This window comes from Coleofasciculus sp. FACHB-712, from assembly GCF_014695635.1.
Taxonomy (GTDB): Bacteria; Cyanobacteriota; Cyanobacteriia; order Cyanobacteriales; family FACHB-T130; genus FACHB-T130.
Genome location: NZ_JACJOQ010000638.1, coordinates 1 through 16,676 on the forward strand (window position 1 = coordinate 1; position 16,676 = coordinate 16,676).

Consider the following 16,676-nt stretch of genomic DNA (forward strand, 5'->3'; position numbering starts at 1 on the left):
GCGCAGGGGAATAGCAGTAGGCCGGACCAGCCGACAAATACGAAGCGATCGCGCTTGAGCCAGTCGTCAATGGCGTCAAACCACCCTCTTGAACTTGGCGCGCGTCCGACTGCAATGGTCATTTCAAATCCTCTTACTATTGCGTCAAATCGTCTGAACTTGAGCAATTAACATTATTTATTTGACACGACCCACGTCAGACAGTAGTGGGATTATTTTGGAGAAGTTTGCCGGGTTCTGTCTTCAATAGACTCACTCGCTTGATTCCCCTGCGTGTCAATTTCCACTAACCTGTCGCCCTGATACCGGGTTTCAGGCTACTGTTATTTGGGAATGGGGCGCTTTTTGTCCCCAAAGTAAAACCCTAGGGTTCTAGCACGTGTCCTCTATGATAAGAAAATATCAGAATTTTTACAATCTGACACGTGCTTCTCATTAATCTCTAGCTCAGTTAGATTGCTAAATCAATAGCATAAATCCCTGGGAAGCTAGATAATCTGAATCAGTCCGATCTTAAAAATTTTCCTTAACAACTTTGGCGAACACAGAGTTTTCTTTCATGGCTGCACCGACAACATCTACAAGTAACCGCGTTCTCCGTCAAGAGGTTTTAGGCTCTCGTCGTTTGAGTAACTATTGGTGGGCAACCGTAGTCTCCTTGGGAGCTACAGGCTTTTTATTGGCCGGAATTTCAAGTTACCTAAAAGTTAATCTTCTCCCTTTTGCTGACCCCACCAAGTTACTTTTTATCCCTCAAGGGATAGTCATGGGACTTTACGGGTTAGCCGGGTTACTCGTAGCGCTCTATCTATGGATGATGATTCTTTTAGACGTAGGGGGCGGTTACAACGAGTTTAATCAAGAAACCGGATATATTCGGATTTTTAGATGGGGCTTTCTCGGCAAAAACCGCCAAATTGAAGTCGGCTGTCGCATACAAGATGTCCAAGCGATTCGGGTGGAAATTAAAGAAGGTCTCAACCCACGCCGGTCGATTTATCTGCGCGTCAAAGGACGCCGCGATATTCCCCTGACGCGAGTTGGGGAACCTCTACCCTTGTCAGAGCTGGAAAATCAGGGTGCCCAACTGGCTCGCTTCTTGGAAGTGCCCATTGAAGGTCTCTAACAATTCTTGGTTGAGCCTCCCAATATCTGCATAAGATGATTCAGTAGCTCTGGCTACCAATTAGGTGAAATGAAAATGCAGATACAAATCCGGCACTGGTTTATATTACTTTTTGCGATCGCAGGACTGATGTTGGGGGGATGTACCACCGAGCAGGCTACTTCCTCGGATACCAGCCCCTCAGCAACTGAAACAACCTCAGCATCTGCCACTCCAGCGAGTAGTCCCAAAACAAGCAGTTTGCCCCGCCTAGAAGGTAAAGCCACCGTAGACATGACGGTTAAAGGCTCGCTAATTACGATTGAAGTCGATGGCACTAATGCCCCGATTACATCTGGGAATTTCGTCGATTTAGTTCAAAGAGGTGTCTATAACGGACTGGTCTTTCACCGCGTAGTGCGGCAACCGCAACCCTTTGTTGCTCAGGGTGGCGATCCGCAAAGTAAAGACCCGAATGTGCCCACAGAACGTCTGGGGATGGGTGGTTTTATCGATCCAGCGACGGGTCAAGCGCGTTACATTCCCCTCGAAATTAAGCCCAAAGGGGCGGAAAAACCCGTTCTCAGCGAAACGCTCAAAAGTGCGGGTGTTTCTCAACCCCCGCAGTTGCAACATACTCGTGGCGCTGTCGCAATGGCTCGCTCATCTTTACCCGACTCGGCTTCGTCGCAGTTTTACATTGCTTTAGCCGATTTGCCGTTCTTGGATGGTGACTATGCTGTTTTTGGCTATGTAACCAAAGGGATGGAGGTCGTTGACAAGATTCAGCAGGGCGATCGCATTGAATCGGCTAAGGTGACCAAAGGTGCGGAAAATCTCAAGAAATAGCAATTGGCGATTCGCTGGGTAATCGGTGGAGATTGTCGTTACTGGGATTGGTTTAGTCTCGGCTTTGGGTAACAGCTTGCAGACGAGCTGGCAACGTTTAATCGCCGGTCAATCTGGCATTCAGTTGCATCAACCCTTTCCAGAACTTGCCCCCCGACCCTTAGGATTGATAGGGAAACAACCCGCTGAGTTAGCAACCCTGACTCAGCGGGTTGTCGCTATGGCGCTGGAAGATGCTGGTTTGGTTTCGCCTTTGCCCGATTGTGGAGTCGTCATTGGTTCGAGTCGCTCTTATCAGGCATCTTGGGAGAAATTGGCGCGGGAGTTTTATCGGGATGCCGAACCAGTAAAATCGCCGCTATACAAACACCTGCCAACCCAGGCTTTTTTGGAGACGCTGCCCCACATGAATGCGATCGCAGCCGCTCGTCAAATCGGGGCAACTGGGTCAGTCTTGGCACCAATGGCGGCTTGTGCAACTGGAATTTGGGCGATCGCGCAAGCAGCGTCGCTCTTGGAAACTGGGCACTGTCAGCAAGTCATTGCTGGAGCCGTGGAATCATCGATTACACCGCTGACCCTGGCAGGGTTTCAGCAGATGGGCGCTTTAGCTCAAACGGGCGCTTATCCTTTTGATCGGCGGCGGGAAGGCTTAGCCTTGGGAGAGGGGGGAGCCGTCTTGGTACTGGAATCCGCAGAATTGGCAAAGCGTCGCTCAGCACGGATTTATGGTCAAGTGCTGGGATTTGGCTTGACATCGGACGCTTATCATACTAATGCGCCAGAACCGGGAAGTCGGAGTGCGATCGCGGCGGTCAAACAATGTTGCGATCGCAGCAACCTTTTCCCTGCGGACATCCATTACATCCACGCTCACGGTACCGCTACCCAGCTCAACGACCAAAATGAGGCGCACTTAATTCAGTATCTCTTTCCTCAAACAGTGCCAGTCAGTTCTACTAAGGGAGCCACAGGTCATACATTGGGAGCATCTGGAGCCTTAGGTGTCGCTTTCTCCCTAATGGCATTGAAGCATCAAATCTTGCCACCGTGTGTGGGGTTAAAGGAACCAGAATTTGATTTAGATTTAGTTAAAGTCCCGCGTCAAGGTGAAATTAAACAGGTGCTTTGTTTCAGCTTTGGTTTCGGAGGGCAGAATGCAGTGGTAGCTTTGGGGAAAATGTAGCCGAACGCCTTCAGGCGTTATGCCACCTAAAAAAATAGAGTGGTATATACCACTCTACAAACTCTCTACTAATTTTTAACTGGCGACTACTTCCCAAACAAGCTGTCTTGCTTGTAATTCTTTGCAGGAAGCCTTTAACTAGCCAAACGCTCGGTTGATTGAGGTTGCAACAGCGATACCAACTGCTCAACTCCTCTTTGAAGATGCCGTGTCACCGTCATCGGGCTGACACCAATTCGCTTAGCCGCTTCTTTCCGAGGAAGATCTCGTACCAACACCAACTCAATTGCTGCTTGAGTTTTGTTGTCCAAATAACTCATTGCCCCTTCCAGCTCTTGCCGTTCTTCTTCTTGACTTTGCCAAGATTGATAGCGAGGGTCAGGGAGTGTTTCCGCCAACGTCACCTGAAAGTCAGACTGCTCAAAAACGACACTATCTAAACTTAATGGTCGGCAGTTTTGAGCCGCAACCTTGCTTTCACTCCACTCTTCTAGAGATACTTTAATTGCTTGGGCAATTTCAGCTTCTTTTGGCGATCGCCCTAAAGTTTGTGCCAACTCTTTTCGCGCCTTTTGTCCTTCCTGCTGGATTTCCTGCCACCGACGAGGCATTTTCATTACGCCGCTTCTGTCGCGTAAATAATGCAGCATCTCGCCGCGAATGTAAGGAACCGCAAAGGAACTAAAAGCATAACCTTGATGGGGATTGAATCGCTCAATCGCCCGAATCAAACCGAGATAGCCGAGTTGTTCCAAATCTTCATAAGGTTCCGCACACTGATAGCTGACTCGATGAGCCATCTTCCGAACCAGTCCAGCATTCAACTGCACCAGTTGATTGCGAACTTCAACTGATGGATTTTTATAGTAAGCAATCAAAAGTTCCATCGAATCGGAGCTGCAAGAAGATTGAGTCGCCATTGTCAAAGCCTCTGTAAAACCACCCCGTTTGGGAGATTGGGAAATCGCTATCTCTTCATTTCGTCTAACTGAATTCATTTTCTGTATAGGCGCTTTCAACAACCATCGTTGGAATACGGAACTCACAGAGAGCCTCTCCCGGAATGTCAGCATATATACGTAAGTTGCAGTTTGATGTAGCCAAAAACTAATCCTTACTTCAAAAACAAACCGTAAGCGTTTGCTTCGTGAAACCCACCCTTTTAAGGACTTCAGCTCTACGTCACAATTGAATTAGACTGGCGATCGCATAAATGTAAATGACTCGTAATATTTCTGAGGAAGCTTCATGAGTAACACCAGTAACTTCCGTCAAGCGATGCGTGAGGCTAAAAATCACGCACTCGTTGGCCCCAATGTCATTGCCAACGCCCTCCCCTACGTAGGCGCTGGACTTGTCTTAACCGCACTTGGCACCTACGGGGGTCTTGGCGTTCTTCGCTCCAACCCAGGGCTATTCATGCCAACCTTTTGGGTTGCCCTGGTTGCAGAATTCGCCCTTTTCTTCGTTGCCCAAAACGTTGCCATTAATGGCAAGAAAAGCGTTGCTCTGCCCCTCCTCGCTACCTACAGTCTGTTGTCGGGCTATACCCTGAGCGGATTGATATTCGTGGCTCTGAGGACACCAGGGGTCGGTGTGGCAGGAATTGGTTTTGCCGCCCTCGGCTGTGGCGTTACCTTTATTGCTGCACGACAGATTGGCTCCAATCTGTCGGAGCAAGACGGCATGGCTCTCACTAAAACAGTACAGCTAGGTATTATTGCCCTAGTTGTGGTGCTAGTGGGTCAGCTGCTGTTGTCTTTGTTTGGTGTCTATACACCCACTTGGCTAGAAATTGCCATTTCTGGAATTGGCGTGTTTTTGTTTGCCGGTGCTGCTGTGGTAGATTTCTATATCCTGCCCCGCGCTTACCGCGATGACCAATATCTGCCTGCTGCTTTGTCGATGTATCTGACTTACATCAATTTGTTCATTTTCATTCTGCGGTTGCTGAACGCGCTCAATAGCCGCGACTAAAAGGCAAAAGTTTCATTAAGCGCACACATCTTGAAGCCGTGGTTTCCCACGGCTTTTTTTGGAACTGGACATTTACCAACAAACTTAGATAAATTTGATTGCAGTGCAATATGAGCAGCGCTCAAGAAAAAGCGCTAAAGCAATGCTGGAAATCATAGACATCCAACGTGAAGTAGAAACGTTGTCTTAGCATCTGGATCAAGATCAAGACTATCTTTAACTTTCAGCAGTTACTCCACAAATTCAATCTTAATGGGGTAATGGGTAAAAGATAATTGGTAACTTCCCCTGTTCCTCTCCTTCGCTTTCTTTGTTCAGGTCTTAGTGATTGGGAGAGACACTCCAGCTAAGATCGAAAAGAGTGCAACTTTACTACCAAGCGCTCATCGGAAAAAGCTCAAAACAATGATTGAACTCCTAGACATTAAACGCGAAGTCGAAACGTTGTGCGATCGCCTGGGTAAAACCCAGGACTATCTTTGACGTTCCTGCTCTAACTGCCAAAATTCAAGACTTGGAGCAAGTCGCGGCGCAACCGGATTTTTGGGACGACCAAACGAGTGCCCAACAAACCCTCCAAGAACTCAATGACCTCAAATCCCACTTGGAACAATTTCACCAGTGGAAAAACAGCCTAGAAGACGCCAGGGCGGTTGTGGAACTGCTGGAATTAGAAGCCGACGAGTCACTGCTTTTGGAAGCTGAAAGCAACATCACCAAGCTCAATCAGGAACTTGAGCGATGGGAATTGCAACAGATGCTTTCCGGTACTTATGACCAAAGCGGAGCCGTTTTAACCATTAACGCCGGTGCAGGTGGCACAGACGCCCAAGACTGGGCGGAAATGTTGCTGCGGATGTACACTCGCTGGGCAGAAAACCACGGTTACAAAGTTACCTTAGCGGAAATCTCCAAAGGAGAAGAAGCGGGGCTTAAGTCAGCCACCTTAGAGATTGAAGGGCGTTATGCTTATGGCTACCTGAAGGCAGAAAAAGGAACCCACCGGCTGGTGCGGATATCGCCTTTCAACGCCAACGACAAGCGCCAAACAAGCTTTGCTGGAGTGGAAGTAATGCCAACTCTGGATAGATCCGTGACTCTGGACATTCCAGATAAGGATTTAGAAATCACCACCTCTAGGGCTGGTGGTAAAGGTGGACAAAATGTCAACAAAGTGGAAACAGCGGTGCGGATTGTTCATATTCCCACCGGGCTTGCCGTGCGCTGTACTGAAGAGCGAAGTCAGCTGCAAAACAAAGAAAAAGGTCTTGCCATCCTCAAAGCTAAGTTGCTGATTGTCGCCCAAGAGCAACGCGCCAAGGAAATTGCGGACATTCGAGGGGATATGGTAGAGGCAGCTTGGGGCAACCAAATTCGTAACTACGTTTTCCACCCGTACCAGATGGTCAAGGATCTGCGGACAGGTGTGGAAACGACTGCCATTAACGATGTGATGAATGGCGACCTCGATTCGTTCATTGAAGCCTATCTGCGCCAAGAAAATCAGCTTACCTAAAAGCTGCGCCGTTGGGTCTTTAGGATAGCCTCAGTGAGAGGGTTACTTAGCCACCAAGACACCAAGAAATTAGTAACATCGGGTGGACAAAGGAGCGATGGCGCAAAAGCGATCGCTCCTTTGTCCTTTACTTGCTGATTCGGTGATTTGCCATCAATTGCGAAACAAACTGTTACATTGTTGGAAGAAAAGTTTATCCCTGGCTTATCATCAGCTGGAAAAACCACTTTTGAGTCTTCAGTAATTATCCTTATGAGCAACTCCTCTTCAACGCCACAAGCGGCATCACAAACTCCAGAACCCATTTCTGAATCGACACCCGCCTCGACAGAGCCTCAACCCAGCTACGTGAAGCTGGCAATGCGAAACATGGTACGAAAAGGAGGCACTTCGTTAAAACATTTTGCCCTGTCAACCATTGGTCTTGTGGCGCTGCTGATCGGTCTTTCTTACCTAACTCGTTAATCCGGAACCCGGTTGTATGGGCATAAACATAGAAGTTAGCATCCAAGACTATTTCTTCTCGTCCAATCCAGCAGATGCCAGTGCCCAAGAAGAAATTTCACCTGAAACTTGGGAAACTTGGTTCCATCGTTGGATGGAAACGCTGCATCTAGATATTCCTCAAGCGGATGCCTATGAACTGAGTTTGCGCCTCACCGACGATAAAGAAATACAGACCCTCAACGCCCAGTATCGTCATCAAAATAAACCGACAGATGTATTAGCTTTTGCATCCTTAGAGGTAGACTGTCCTCAGCCGATGGATTTTTTAGAGGATACACCTCTGTATCTTGGTGATATCGTCATCTCCGTTGAGACTGCGACTCGGCAGGCTCAACAACAGGAACATCCTTTAAAAACAGAGCTAGCCTGGTTAGCGGCTCACGGTTTGCTTCATCTACTCGGCTGGGATCATCCCGATGAAGATAGCCTGACTAAAATGTTGAACCAGCAGGAAACTTTACTCCAGGTTATTGGTCTTACTATCTAGCCTAGCTATACCCAATAGCCTTCATCTGTACTTAGATTCAAGACTTAGATTCAAGTTTCGCCCACGCGCCAGCCGGAGCGATGGTTCATGCCCTTCAGCCCCGTAAAACCCTTGCCATGTCTCAAGAAATTTCCACACCTTCTTTGAACCACTCAGATGTAGTGAAACCAAACCGGGATTTAGCTTGGCGAATTGCGCCGAACTTAATAATTAGTTTTAAATATGCTTGGGCCGGACTTCGATATGCCTTTATTACCCAACGCAACTTTCGCATCCATGTAGTTATAGGCACCCTAGCCATTGGTTTGGGTGTCTTTTTGCAGTTGAAGGCAGTCGAAATGGCGGTGATTGGAATAACAATTGGGCTAGTGTTGGCGCTGGAGTTATTGAATACGGCAATTGAGTCAGTTGTTGACTTAACGGTTAAGCAGGCTTACCATGAGCTTGCCAAAATTGCTAAAGACTGTGCTGCTGGTGCCGTTCTGGTTTCGGCACTCGTGTCGGTATTGGTAGCTGGTTCGCTGCTTTTGCCACCCCTTGTAATTCGGATTCAGTCGATGCTGCGCTAAGTAGTTTTGAGTTTTGAATTGAAGGCTTCTGACTCACAAGGAGTTTACATTTGATTCTGGTTATTGATAATTACGACAGTTTTACCTATAACTTGGTGCAGTATCTGGGAGAACTTGGCGCTGAACTGCCCGTAGCATCTGAAATTCAGGTGTATCGCAATGACCAAATCTCCCTTGAGCAAATCGAAAAGCTTAAACCCGATGGAATTGTGATTTCGCCGGGACCAGGGCGTCCAGAAGATGCCGGAATTTCCCTGGAGTTAATTCAAAAGATGGGTTCCGGGGTACCCATTTTGGGCGTTTGCCTGGGACATCAAGGCATTGGTCAAGTATTCGGCGGTGAAATTGTTTCTGCACCCATGTTGATGCATGGCAAAACTTCTCCAATTCATCACACAGGTGTCGGCGTATTTCGAGGATTAGATAATCCCTTTACCGCTACCCGGTATCATAGTTTGGTGATTGACCGACACAGCTGCCCAGATGTCCTGGAAATTACGGCTTGGGTAGACGACGGAACCATCATGGGCGTCCGGCATCGGAACTATCCGCATATTGAGGGCGTCCAATTCCATCCGGAGAGTATTCTGACGGCTTCAGGAAAGCAATTGCTGCGAAACTTCCTGGAATCGCTTTAGTGCTAATGGCTAATGGCTAATTGTTCATCGCTCAATTAAGCATTAGCGATTAGCAAAGGACTAATGACTAATGACTGAGGACTAAATTCTGATGAAACGGCGACAGTTGATGCGCTATGCTGGGGCGGGTTTGCTTACAGCATTAGGAACAGGCTTGGCTTCTGGATTTCAGACTTATCAGGCGGCAACACCTGGTGGATCTGTCTCTGTGAAATGGCTGGGGCATACCAGCTTTTTGTTTACTGGAAGTGGTAAACGAGTCTTGGCGAATCCCTTTCAGAAGCTGGGCTGTACGGCTGGGTATCGTTCATCGAAGGTGCCGGCGGATTTAGTGCTAGTCAGCAGCCTATTACTTGATGAAGGGGCGGTGGAAGGGTTGCCAGGGAATCCCCAGTTTTTATATAAACCGGGAGTTTACCAAGTTGACAACCTAAAAATTCAAGGAATGAGCATTAACCACGATCGCAACGGTGGACGCCGATTTGGCACGAACGTGGCTTGGCGTTGGACGCAAGGAGGAATCAATATTCTGCATTTAGGCGGTGCTGCTGCACCGATTGATATTGAGCAAAAAATCCTGATGGGACGTCCCGATGTATTGTTAGTACCCGTAGGCGGAAGTGACAAAGCCTACACGCCTCAGGAAGCCATGCAGGCAGTACAAGTCCTCAATCCCAAATTGGTGATTCCCACGCATTACCGTACCCAAGCCGCCGATGCTGCGAGTTGCGATATTGTCTCCGTGGATGAATTTTTGGCATTGATGGATGGAATGCCGGTGCGTCGGGTCAATAGTGATACTTTGACGGTTAAATCAACGGATTTGCCAGAAAATGGCACTGCGATCGCAGTGATGAGTTATAAGTTTTAAACAATCATGCGTGATGAGTCCCTAGTTATTATTTAGTGAATGGCTAATGACTAATCAGGATGCCCCGATTGGATTGCCGCATAAAGTTGATTAAAATCCTCATTGGGTAACAATCCGGTGGGATCTAGGGAAAAGCATTTTTTGAGGCGGGTGACAAGATACATATCAATGTCACCCTTATTTTTTGCATTGACTTTTCCCCGATATTCACAATCAAAAAAATTTTTCACTAACTCAAACGTGGCTTTTGAAATATTAATGTTGCCACAAACTCCACAGGATTCCATTCTGGAGGCAGTATTAACCGTATCGCCCCAAACATCATAAGAAAATTTATTATGACCAATCGCACCCGCTAGCAAGGGTCCTGAGTGGATGCCGATGCGGACTTCCCAATAGGGATGATTATTTTTGATTTTTTCGAGCCGCCGCCATTGCATAAAGGCTTGAATTTGTAAGGCGGCTAGTACAGCATCAATTGCATGAGTGCGGTTAGGAGTGGGAATTCCTCCAACACACATATAACTGTCACCAATTGTTTTTAATTTCTCTAACTTGTGGGTTTCAATGAGCATATCGAAGCAAGAAAAGCAATAATCTAATTCATTGACTAAATCTTCGGGAGTGAGTTGTTCGGCTAATTGAGTGAAATCTTTAAAGTCGGTAAACAATACTGAGGCAGAGTCATAATGCACGGGTTTAACTCTGCCAGTGCGTTTTAATTCATCGGCTACACGTACAGGAAGTACGTTCAGTAACAGTTGCTCAGATTTGCGTTTTTCTGCCTCTAGTTGGGCATATAGCTGATTTAATTGGGCGAAGCCACTGGCGTTACGAATTGCTGCCGATACTTGCAAGGCTAGTAAATAACTAATGCGTAAATCTTCCAGTGTGTAAGCGTGGGCTTGGGTAGTCGCAAAGTTGATAGTACCAATGACTTGGCGATCGCTCTGTAGGGGGACGAATATTTGGGAAGCATAAGAGTGCAGAAAAACAGATGGAGAGCCTTCTCGAATCAGTTGCGATTGACCTGTTTTCATTGCACGACCTAAAGGGCTGTCCTCTGCGACAATCGTGGCAGTCAACTCTACAGGATCGCCAAATAGGGTTACGAGGCGGCAAGAACTGGTATCGGTGCAGATATAGACACTACAATGCTCGAAATCCAAGAGCCATTTAGCTTGTTTACCAACAACCCGCAAAATCTCGTCTATATCCAGGGTACGGTTAATCGCTGTCGCAATTTCATTGACAGCGGCGATGCGGCTGGAAAGAGCTTGGGCTTCCGCAAGCAGACGGCGGGCTATCAGCAGTAGTGGTTCGCGAGCTTGTTTTTCTAGCTCATTGCTACTATCAAACGGAGGGAAAGAGTCATGGGTATTGCCCATTATTGGGATGATTCTGTTTTTCCTGAAATTTAACGAACGACATTCTCAAGAAAATACGGACTCACGAGAAAACTGGCAATTTACAATTGGTCAATTTCGAGAGCGATCGCATCTGTGTATCGATTGATGCTGGTAAATAAGTCAGCAGTCGCAATAATCTCGAAGATTTCTGAGTCATCTAGCCCCAACTCTCGGAGATTTTGGTAATCTTTTGCGGTCAGTTCCTGGGGTTTAGTCCCGGCAAGTAAGCCAAAACTAATGACTGCTTTTTCGCGCTTGGGGAGGGGACAGGCAGCAAAGTCTGAAACCAATGTCCGGAGAACTTCCTCGCTCATTCCTAGAGCAGATAATCCATGCAAGTGAACGTTGAGGGCATAGGGGCTGTTGTGAGCTTGAGAGATGGCAACTCCCACCATTTCCTTCAGGGTGCGGGGCACATCTCCTTGCAGGATGGTAGCGCGGAATTTTTTCCAATTCCCTTCCAGCACATCGGGATTTATCGCCATTGATTTGAAAATGTTGGGAATGATGCCAAACCCTAGTTCAGACAAAATTTCGTTATATACTGTTTTGACCTTTAAATCTGTGACTTCATCTTGTTCTTGAAGGGGGAAGCGAGTCATAGTTGCCTCTATCATTCGTTTGTAAAATTGCTAAGCGAGATGGAAGCGGTTTTTTTGTTATCTGAAATATTTTTGTTCTCATTTAATAGATGCAAGAGTCGATCGGGAGTATCGTTCCGTCGAATCTAGTCATTAGCGATCGCGCAGCCAATCCCCTGAAAAAATCGCTAACGATTCAGAAAATTTTAATTTGAGTTGTATTCGAGTACACCCTATAAAGATTTGTTACCAAATCTCTCATAGTATAACCTTGAAAATATATTGGTCAATTCGACTGACTCGACCACCTAGAAAAACAAAGATACGTAGTTGAGATTATGCAAGCAGAATACGCAGCGCGTCGCGAGCAGTTGATGGCGAAAATTGGCAACGGCACTGCCATCTTTCGGAGTGCCCCAGTGGCTGTCATGCACAACGATGTTGAGTACACTTTTCGGCAAGATAGTGATTTTTATTACTTAACTGGATTTAACGAACCAGAGGCGGTGGCAGTTTTAGCGCCCCACCATCCAGAACACCGATTTGTATTGTTTGTCCAGCCGAAGGAACGAGATAAGGAAGTTTGGACAGGATATCGGGTCGGGGTGGAAAAGGCAAAAGAATTCTATGGGGCGGATGAAGCTTACCCGATTGCAGAACTAAATGAGAAACTACCTCAGTATTTAGAAAAAGCCGACCGGATTTATTATCATTTGGGACGCGATCGCGCTTTTAATGAGACTATCCTCACCCACTGGCAGCGGTTGATGGCGGGTTATCCCAAGCGGGGTACGGGACCCATTGCGATTGAAGACACCAATCCGGTGCTTCATGGGATGCGACTGGTGAAGAGTCCATCTGAGATAGAATTGATGCGTCGTGCGGCTGACATCTCAGTAGAAGCCCACAACTGGGCGCGGGAATTCGCGCAACCGGGGCGTTACGAGTACGAAGTGCAGGCGGAGATAGAACACATCTTCCGAAAACGGGGTGGAATGGGGCCAGCTTATCCCTCAATTGTTGCCTCTGGCGCGAATGCTTGCGTGCTGCACTACATAGAGAATAATCGGCAGATGCAGGATAACGAGTTACTGCTAATTGATGCGGGTTGTTGCTACGACTACTACAACGGCGACATCACGCGCACATTTCCGGTCGGGGGCAAGTTTACGACAGAGCAGAAGATACTTTACGACATTGTATTAGAAGCGCAGTTACAGGCGATCGCGCAAGTTCAACCCGGAAATCCCTACAACTTAGGTCACGACACGGCAGTGCGTGTTTTGGTCGAAGGTTTAATCGATGTGGGACTTCTGGCGGGTGATATTGAAGAAATTATCAAAGAGCAGAAATATAAACCCTTTTATATGCACCGCACCGGACATTGGCTGGGTTTAGATGTCCACGATGCTGGTGTTTATAAGCACGGGGAAGAAGTTTGGCAGAGTTTGCAACCCGGTCATGTGCTAACAGTGGAACCAGGTCTATATATTGGACTGGATGTAGAACCAGCCGAGGGACAACCTGCAATTGATGATAGGTGGCGTGGCATTGGCATCCGCATTGAGGATGATGTATTAGTTACTGAGTCAGGGCATGAGGTACTGACGGCGGGAGTTCCCAAGTAGATTGGATTAAACTTTAAACTTCATCAAAATCCCTCATTATCCGCAAATCCACGGGTTTAGTGAGGGTATCTTTTTTTTGGAAACAGCCGAGGCGGAATCTGTTTGTTTGTTTCCAACTCGCGCCATCAGTCAAGCAGAATTACAGTTTTGTGTCGCAAAGCCCATATTTTCCCCCTTATCTGGGTAAAATCGCTGATAGGGGCAGCGTTGGGAGCAAGGCGGAGGTCTATGGTAATGCAAGGTGTAGAGAATTCCTCTAAGCAGGCGGAGCAGTTTCAACTGCTTCAAGCCCAACTGCGCGATCGCTGGCAGGGAGTCGATTTGTTCGACAGCGATGACTACGATATTTTAGTGATTCCTTCGGTCAGCCTCGATCAGCGGGAACTGCTCAAAATTCAGGGCTTTCTCAATTATGAAGAGCGGCTGCTTTTTTCTTTAATTCGCCTGCGACACCCGCGCACGCGGCTAATTTATGTAACTTCACAGCCGTTACCGCCGATTGTGATTGATTACTACTTGCAACTGTTGCCGGGAATTCCGTTTTCTCATGCACGCGATCGCTTGTTACTATTTTCTACCTACGATTCCTCAGCCAAACCTCTGACTCAGAAGATTTTAGAGCGCCCTCGCTTGATGGAGCGGATGCGGCAAGCCTTGCGCCCCGAAAAATCTTACATGATCTGCTATAACTCGACCTTGCTAGAGCGAGATTTGGCAGTACAGATGGGCATTCCCCTTCTGGCGCTCGACCCCGATTTACTCACCTGGGGCACCAAAAGCGGCAGCCGGAAAATCTTTGCCGAGTGTGGGGTTCCTCATCCCGATGGCAGCGACAGTGTCTGGAATGCAGAAGACTTGGGAGTAGCAGCAGCCGAATTATGGGAACGCCAACCCCAGTTAAAGCGGATGGTTGTCAAACTCAATGAAGGATTTTCCGGCGAGGGGAATGCGCTACTGGATCTCAGACCAATCAAAAATGTGGCACCCGGAGAAGCCTCCCATGCCGAAAGGGTTGCCGCGATTAGCGATCGCTTTTCCTCCTTAAGCTTTCAAGCCAAGGCAGAAACTTGGGAAAATTTTTCCAGCCGTATCCCAGAGTTAGGGGCAATTGTAGAAGCTTTTATTGAAGGAGAGCATAAGCGATCGCCTAGCGTTCAAGGTCGCATTGACCCCAATGGAGAAGTAGAAATTCTCTCCACGCACGACCAAATTCTGGGTGGCCCAGATGGTCAGATTTATCTCGGTTGCAACTTCCCCGCCGATGAAGCTTACCGCCTGCGCTTGCAGGACTTAGGATTGCGTGTGGGGCGAAACCTGGCAAAAAAAGGAGCTTTAGAACGCTTTGGGGTGGACTTTATCGCCTGTCATCACCCCGAAAAATCTGGCGAGCAGTGGGACATCCAAGCGATTGAAATCAATTTGCGGAAGGGCGGGACGACCCACCCGTTTATGACCCTCAAGTTTTTAACTAACGGTCGCTATGACAGTTCCACGGGTTTGTTCTACAGCCAACAAGGTCGCCCAAAATACTATGTTGCTACCGACAACCTCCAAAAAGAACGTTATGTAGGGCTGTTGCCGAATGATTTGATGGATATTATTGCCCACCAACGGCTGCACTTTGATACCAGTACAGAAACCGGCACCGTTTTCCATCTCATGGGTTGTCTTTCCGAGTTCGGCAAGCTGGGATTAACCAGTATTGGTGATTCTCTGCAACAGGCAGAAGAAATTTACAACAAAGTTGTGAAAGTCTTAGACGAAGAAACGAAAACTCGCCCTAGTGCTTCTTATTCGGCATCCTATCCCAGCCCTCCGATTGCTTGGAGTGGAAAGAGTTAAAGAGTGTGGAGCTAGCGCAACGCTTGACTGACTCAGATAAAAGTGATGTTAAGCGTTGCAGTGCAAAGCAGCGATCGCTCCTAGTAGCTGAAAATTATAGAACACGAATCTCATATATCAAAAGAAGCAAAACGAAGCAAGCGTTTAATTTGTGTGAAGTTGTTTTAAAGAAGCAGCTTAAGAGACAAAACGCACGTTTACAGTTTGTCTCACATCGCCCTACTGGGCGATACAAGTGGAGGATGTAGTTGAGCGATTCATGACAGTTTAATAGTAAACGTAATGACAAACGTGAATCGCTCAGGGAGAATTGAATGACATCTAACATCATACAGAAATTAGCGTTAGCTGCTACTAGCACGTTTCCGATTGCAGCCACTATTGCTACTGCTACTGTTCTTAGTTTGTCTAATCCTTCTGAAGCTGCCAGTTTTTATAACTTTAGCTTTGCTGGAAATGATGAGTATACGATTTTAGGTTCTTTTAGTTATGATGACACCCTTTACTCAGGAACAATCGGCAAAAATCAATTAAATTCTTTTAATATTTCATTTTTAAAACAGGGGAAAGTCGAACAACAGTATTCAACTTTATCATCTTTATTTCAATTTGAATTTGATACAGTTTCTAAGTCTGTTAAGAATATGCACGCCGGAGCTTTTTACCTATACGATATGCCACCTACTCTTCCTAACGGCTCCCTTACATTTGAAACTTATAAAGACAATGAAACGGGGTGTGATGCTCTAGTTTGGGAAAAAACTACAGACAGCCAGTCCCAGGCTGTCGGCAAGTGCGATTCTGATTCCGAGGTGGTCGTCACTCCCCCAGACCCAGATACGCAAACCGTCCCGGAACCTGCATCTACGATGAGTCTGATCGTAGCGGGTGCTTTTGGTACTGTTTTCCAGTTGAAGCGTACCAAGAAAGTTGCGTAATTTGTAGCAGTTTCCCTGCGGCTAAATTAGTCAGTTCAGGCGGGTAATGGTAATAAAATTTGCGATTACCCACCTCGACAATAGAAGTTTTGCTAGTGAGAGACAGCCTGGAGAGTAATCGCGATCGCTCCTAGTGGTTGAAAATTATTTAACACTAATCTTACATAAATGGCGTTCATTTAGGAGCGATAGGCTGGAAAAAAGAATAAGTAAAGACCCTGAGTTAAACTACTTAAACGATTAGTTACTCAGTCCTCACCCTTGAGTCCTGCGTCCTATTTTAAGCGGCAAAAACTGAGCGCCAAAAGCCTATACTAAACATCGCTCAATCGTCGATAGAACAGATTTCGCTAATGATAAGAGGTCATAACCGCCCTCAAGACCAAAAACAATCCGACGAGTCACTTGCAGACAATAATCGGTAAATAACCCATAATCTTGTGGTTGCAGGTTAATACTGGCTAATGGGTCATCTGCATTCGCGTCATAACCAGCACTGACTATCAGCAAATCTGGCTGAAAATTGGTTAAAAAGGGTACAATCTTCTGCTCAAAAAGCGGTTGGTATTCAGT

The 16,676-nt window shown here is 47.0% G+C and carries 16 protein-coding genes and 2 pseudogenes; 13 read left to right on the plus strand and 5 right to left on the minus strand.

Translation table 11 applies throughout. The features are described 5' to 3' along the window. Window positions 1–122: pseudogene (locus tag H6F50_RS23885) on the minus strand (photosystem II D2 protein (photosystem q(a) protein)); the annotation flags it as partial. Between the two features lie 437 nt (window positions 123–559). Between H6F50_RS23885 and H6F50_RS23890 the strand changes: the two are divergent. From H6F50_RS23890 to H6F50_RS23900, 3 genes are all read left to right on the plus strand, one after another. Then, a complete protein-coding gene (locus H6F50_RS23890; RefSeq protein ID WP_190414475.1) occupies window positions 560–1,126 on the plus strand; it encodes a photosystem I assembly protein Ycf4 in 567 nt (188 codons plus the stop codon). A 75-nt stretch (window positions 1,127–1,201) separates the two neighbouring features. Next, the gene (locus H6F50_RS23895) at window positions 1,202–1,954 is read left to right on the plus strand and encodes a peptidylprolyl isomerase (protein ID WP_190430606.1); all 753 of its coding nucleotides are present in this window, start codon (window positions 1,202–1,204) and stop codon (window positions 1,952–1,954) included. A 25-nt stretch (window positions 1,955–1,979) separates the two neighbouring features. Beyond that, complete coding sequence (locus H6F50_RS23900; protein ID WP_190430607.1) at window positions 1,980–3,140, plus strand: beta-ketoacyl-ACP synthase; 1,161 nt, start codon at window positions 1,980–1,982, stop codon at window positions 3,138–3,140. Window positions 3,141–3,274: 134 nt separating this feature from the next. Here the strand turns inward: H6F50_RS23900 and H6F50_RS23905 are convergent, their stop codons facing one another. Continuing rightward, a complete protein-coding gene (locus H6F50_RS23905; protein WP_190414495.1) occupies window positions 3,275–4,060 on the minus strand; it encodes an RNA polymerase sigma factor SigF in 786 nt (261 codons plus the stop codon). 328 nt (window positions 4,061–4,388) lie between these two features. On the opposite strand from H6F50_RS23905, the gene H6F50_RS23910 reads away from it, so the two are divergent. The 7 genes from H6F50_RS23910 (at window position 4,389) to H6F50_RS23940 (ending at window position 9,705) form a co-directional block, all read left to right on the plus strand. Beyond that, window positions 4,389–5,117 (plus strand): Bax inhibitor-1 family protein, encoded by a 729-nt coding sequence (locus tag H6F50_RS23910; protein WP_190430608.1) that lies wholly within the window; start codon window positions 4,389–4,391, stop codon window positions 5,115–5,117. A 408-nt stretch (window positions 5,118–5,525) separates the two neighbouring features. Next, a protein-coding gene (gene prfB, locus H6F50_RS23915) for a peptide chain release factor 2 (protein WP_190414494.1) occupies window positions 5,526–6,633 on the plus strand; the annotation gives its coding sequence in 2 pieces (ribosomal slippage) (window positions 5,526–5,597 and window positions 5,599–6,633; 1,107 coding nt in all). Window positions 6,634–6,936: 303 nt separating this feature from the next. Next, on the plus strand, window positions 6,937–7,098 hold the full coding sequence (locus H6F50_RS23920) for a DUF3285 domain-containing protein (RefSeq protein WP_347275892.1): 162 nt from the start codon (window positions 6,937–6,939) through the stop codon (window positions 7,096–7,098). A gap of 22 nt (window positions 7,099–7,120) precedes the next feature. After that, window positions 7,121–7,627 (plus strand): rRNA maturation RNase YbeY, encoded by a 507-nt coding sequence (gene ybeY / locus H6F50_RS23925; RefSeq protein WP_190430612.1) that lies wholly within the window; start codon window positions 7,121–7,123, stop codon window positions 7,625–7,627. A gap of 116 nt (window positions 7,628–7,743) precedes the next feature. Next, window positions 7,744–8,196: a diacylglycerol kinase family protein gene (locus H6F50_RS23930; protein WP_190414492.1), complete on the plus strand. Its 453-nt coding sequence runs from the start codon at window positions 7,744–7,746 to the stop codon at window positions 8,194–8,196. A gap of 50 nt (window positions 8,197–8,246) precedes the next feature. Beyond that, on the plus strand, window positions 8,247–8,834 hold the full coding sequence (locus tag H6F50_RS23935) for an aminodeoxychorismate/anthranilate synthase component II (protein ID WP_190414470.1): 588 nt from the start codon (window positions 8,247–8,249) through the stop codon (window positions 8,832–8,834). A gap of 91 nt (window positions 8,835–8,925) precedes the next feature. Then, window positions 8,926–9,705, plus strand: coding sequence for an MBL fold metallo-hydrolase (locus tag H6F50_RS23940; RefSeq protein ID WP_190414469.1), 780 nt, complete (start codon window positions 8,926–8,928; stop codon window positions 9,703–9,705). 50 nt (window positions 9,706–9,755) lie between these two features. Here the strand turns inward: H6F50_RS23940 and H6F50_RS23945 are convergent, their stop codons facing one another. Further along, window positions 9,756–11,093, minus strand: coding sequence for an adenylate/guanylate cyclase domain-containing protein (locus H6F50_RS23945; protein ID WP_190414468.1), 1,338 nt, complete (start codon window positions 11,091–11,093; stop codon window positions 9,756–9,758). 80 nt (window positions 11,094–11,173) lie between these two features. Beyond that, window positions 11,174–11,716, minus strand: coding sequence for a carboxymuconolactone decarboxylase family protein (locus H6F50_RS23950; protein ID WP_190430609.1), 543 nt, complete (start codon window positions 11,714–11,716; stop codon window positions 11,174–11,176). Window positions 11,717–12,033: 317 nt separating this feature from the next. Between H6F50_RS23950 and H6F50_RS23955 the strand changes: the two genes are divergently transcribed. The 3 genes from H6F50_RS23955 (at window position 12,034) to H6F50_RS23965 (ending at window position 16,103) form a co-directional block, all read left to right on the plus strand. After that, a complete protein-coding gene (locus H6F50_RS23955) occupies window positions 12,034–13,323 on the plus strand; it encodes an aminopeptidase P N-terminal domain-containing protein (RefSeq protein ID WP_190430610.1) in 1,290 nt (429 codons plus the stop codon). A gap of 234 nt (window positions 13,324–13,557) precedes the next feature. Continuing rightward, window positions 13,558–15,165, plus strand: coding sequence for a peptide ligase PGM1-related protein (locus H6F50_RS23960; protein ID WP_190430613.1), 1,608 nt, complete (start codon window positions 13,558–13,560; stop codon window positions 15,163–15,165). A gap of 314 nt (window positions 15,166–15,479) precedes the next feature. Further along, window positions 15,480–16,103, plus strand: a complete 624-nt coding sequence (locus tag H6F50_RS23965; protein WP_190430611.1) for a hypothetical protein — start codon at window positions 15,480–15,482, stop codon at window positions 16,101–16,103. 309 nt (window positions 16,104–16,412) lie between these two features. Here the strand turns inward: H6F50_RS23965 and H6F50_RS23970 are convergent. Beyond that, window positions 16,413–16,676: pseudogene (locus H6F50_RS23970) on the minus strand (histone deacetylase); the annotation flags it as partial.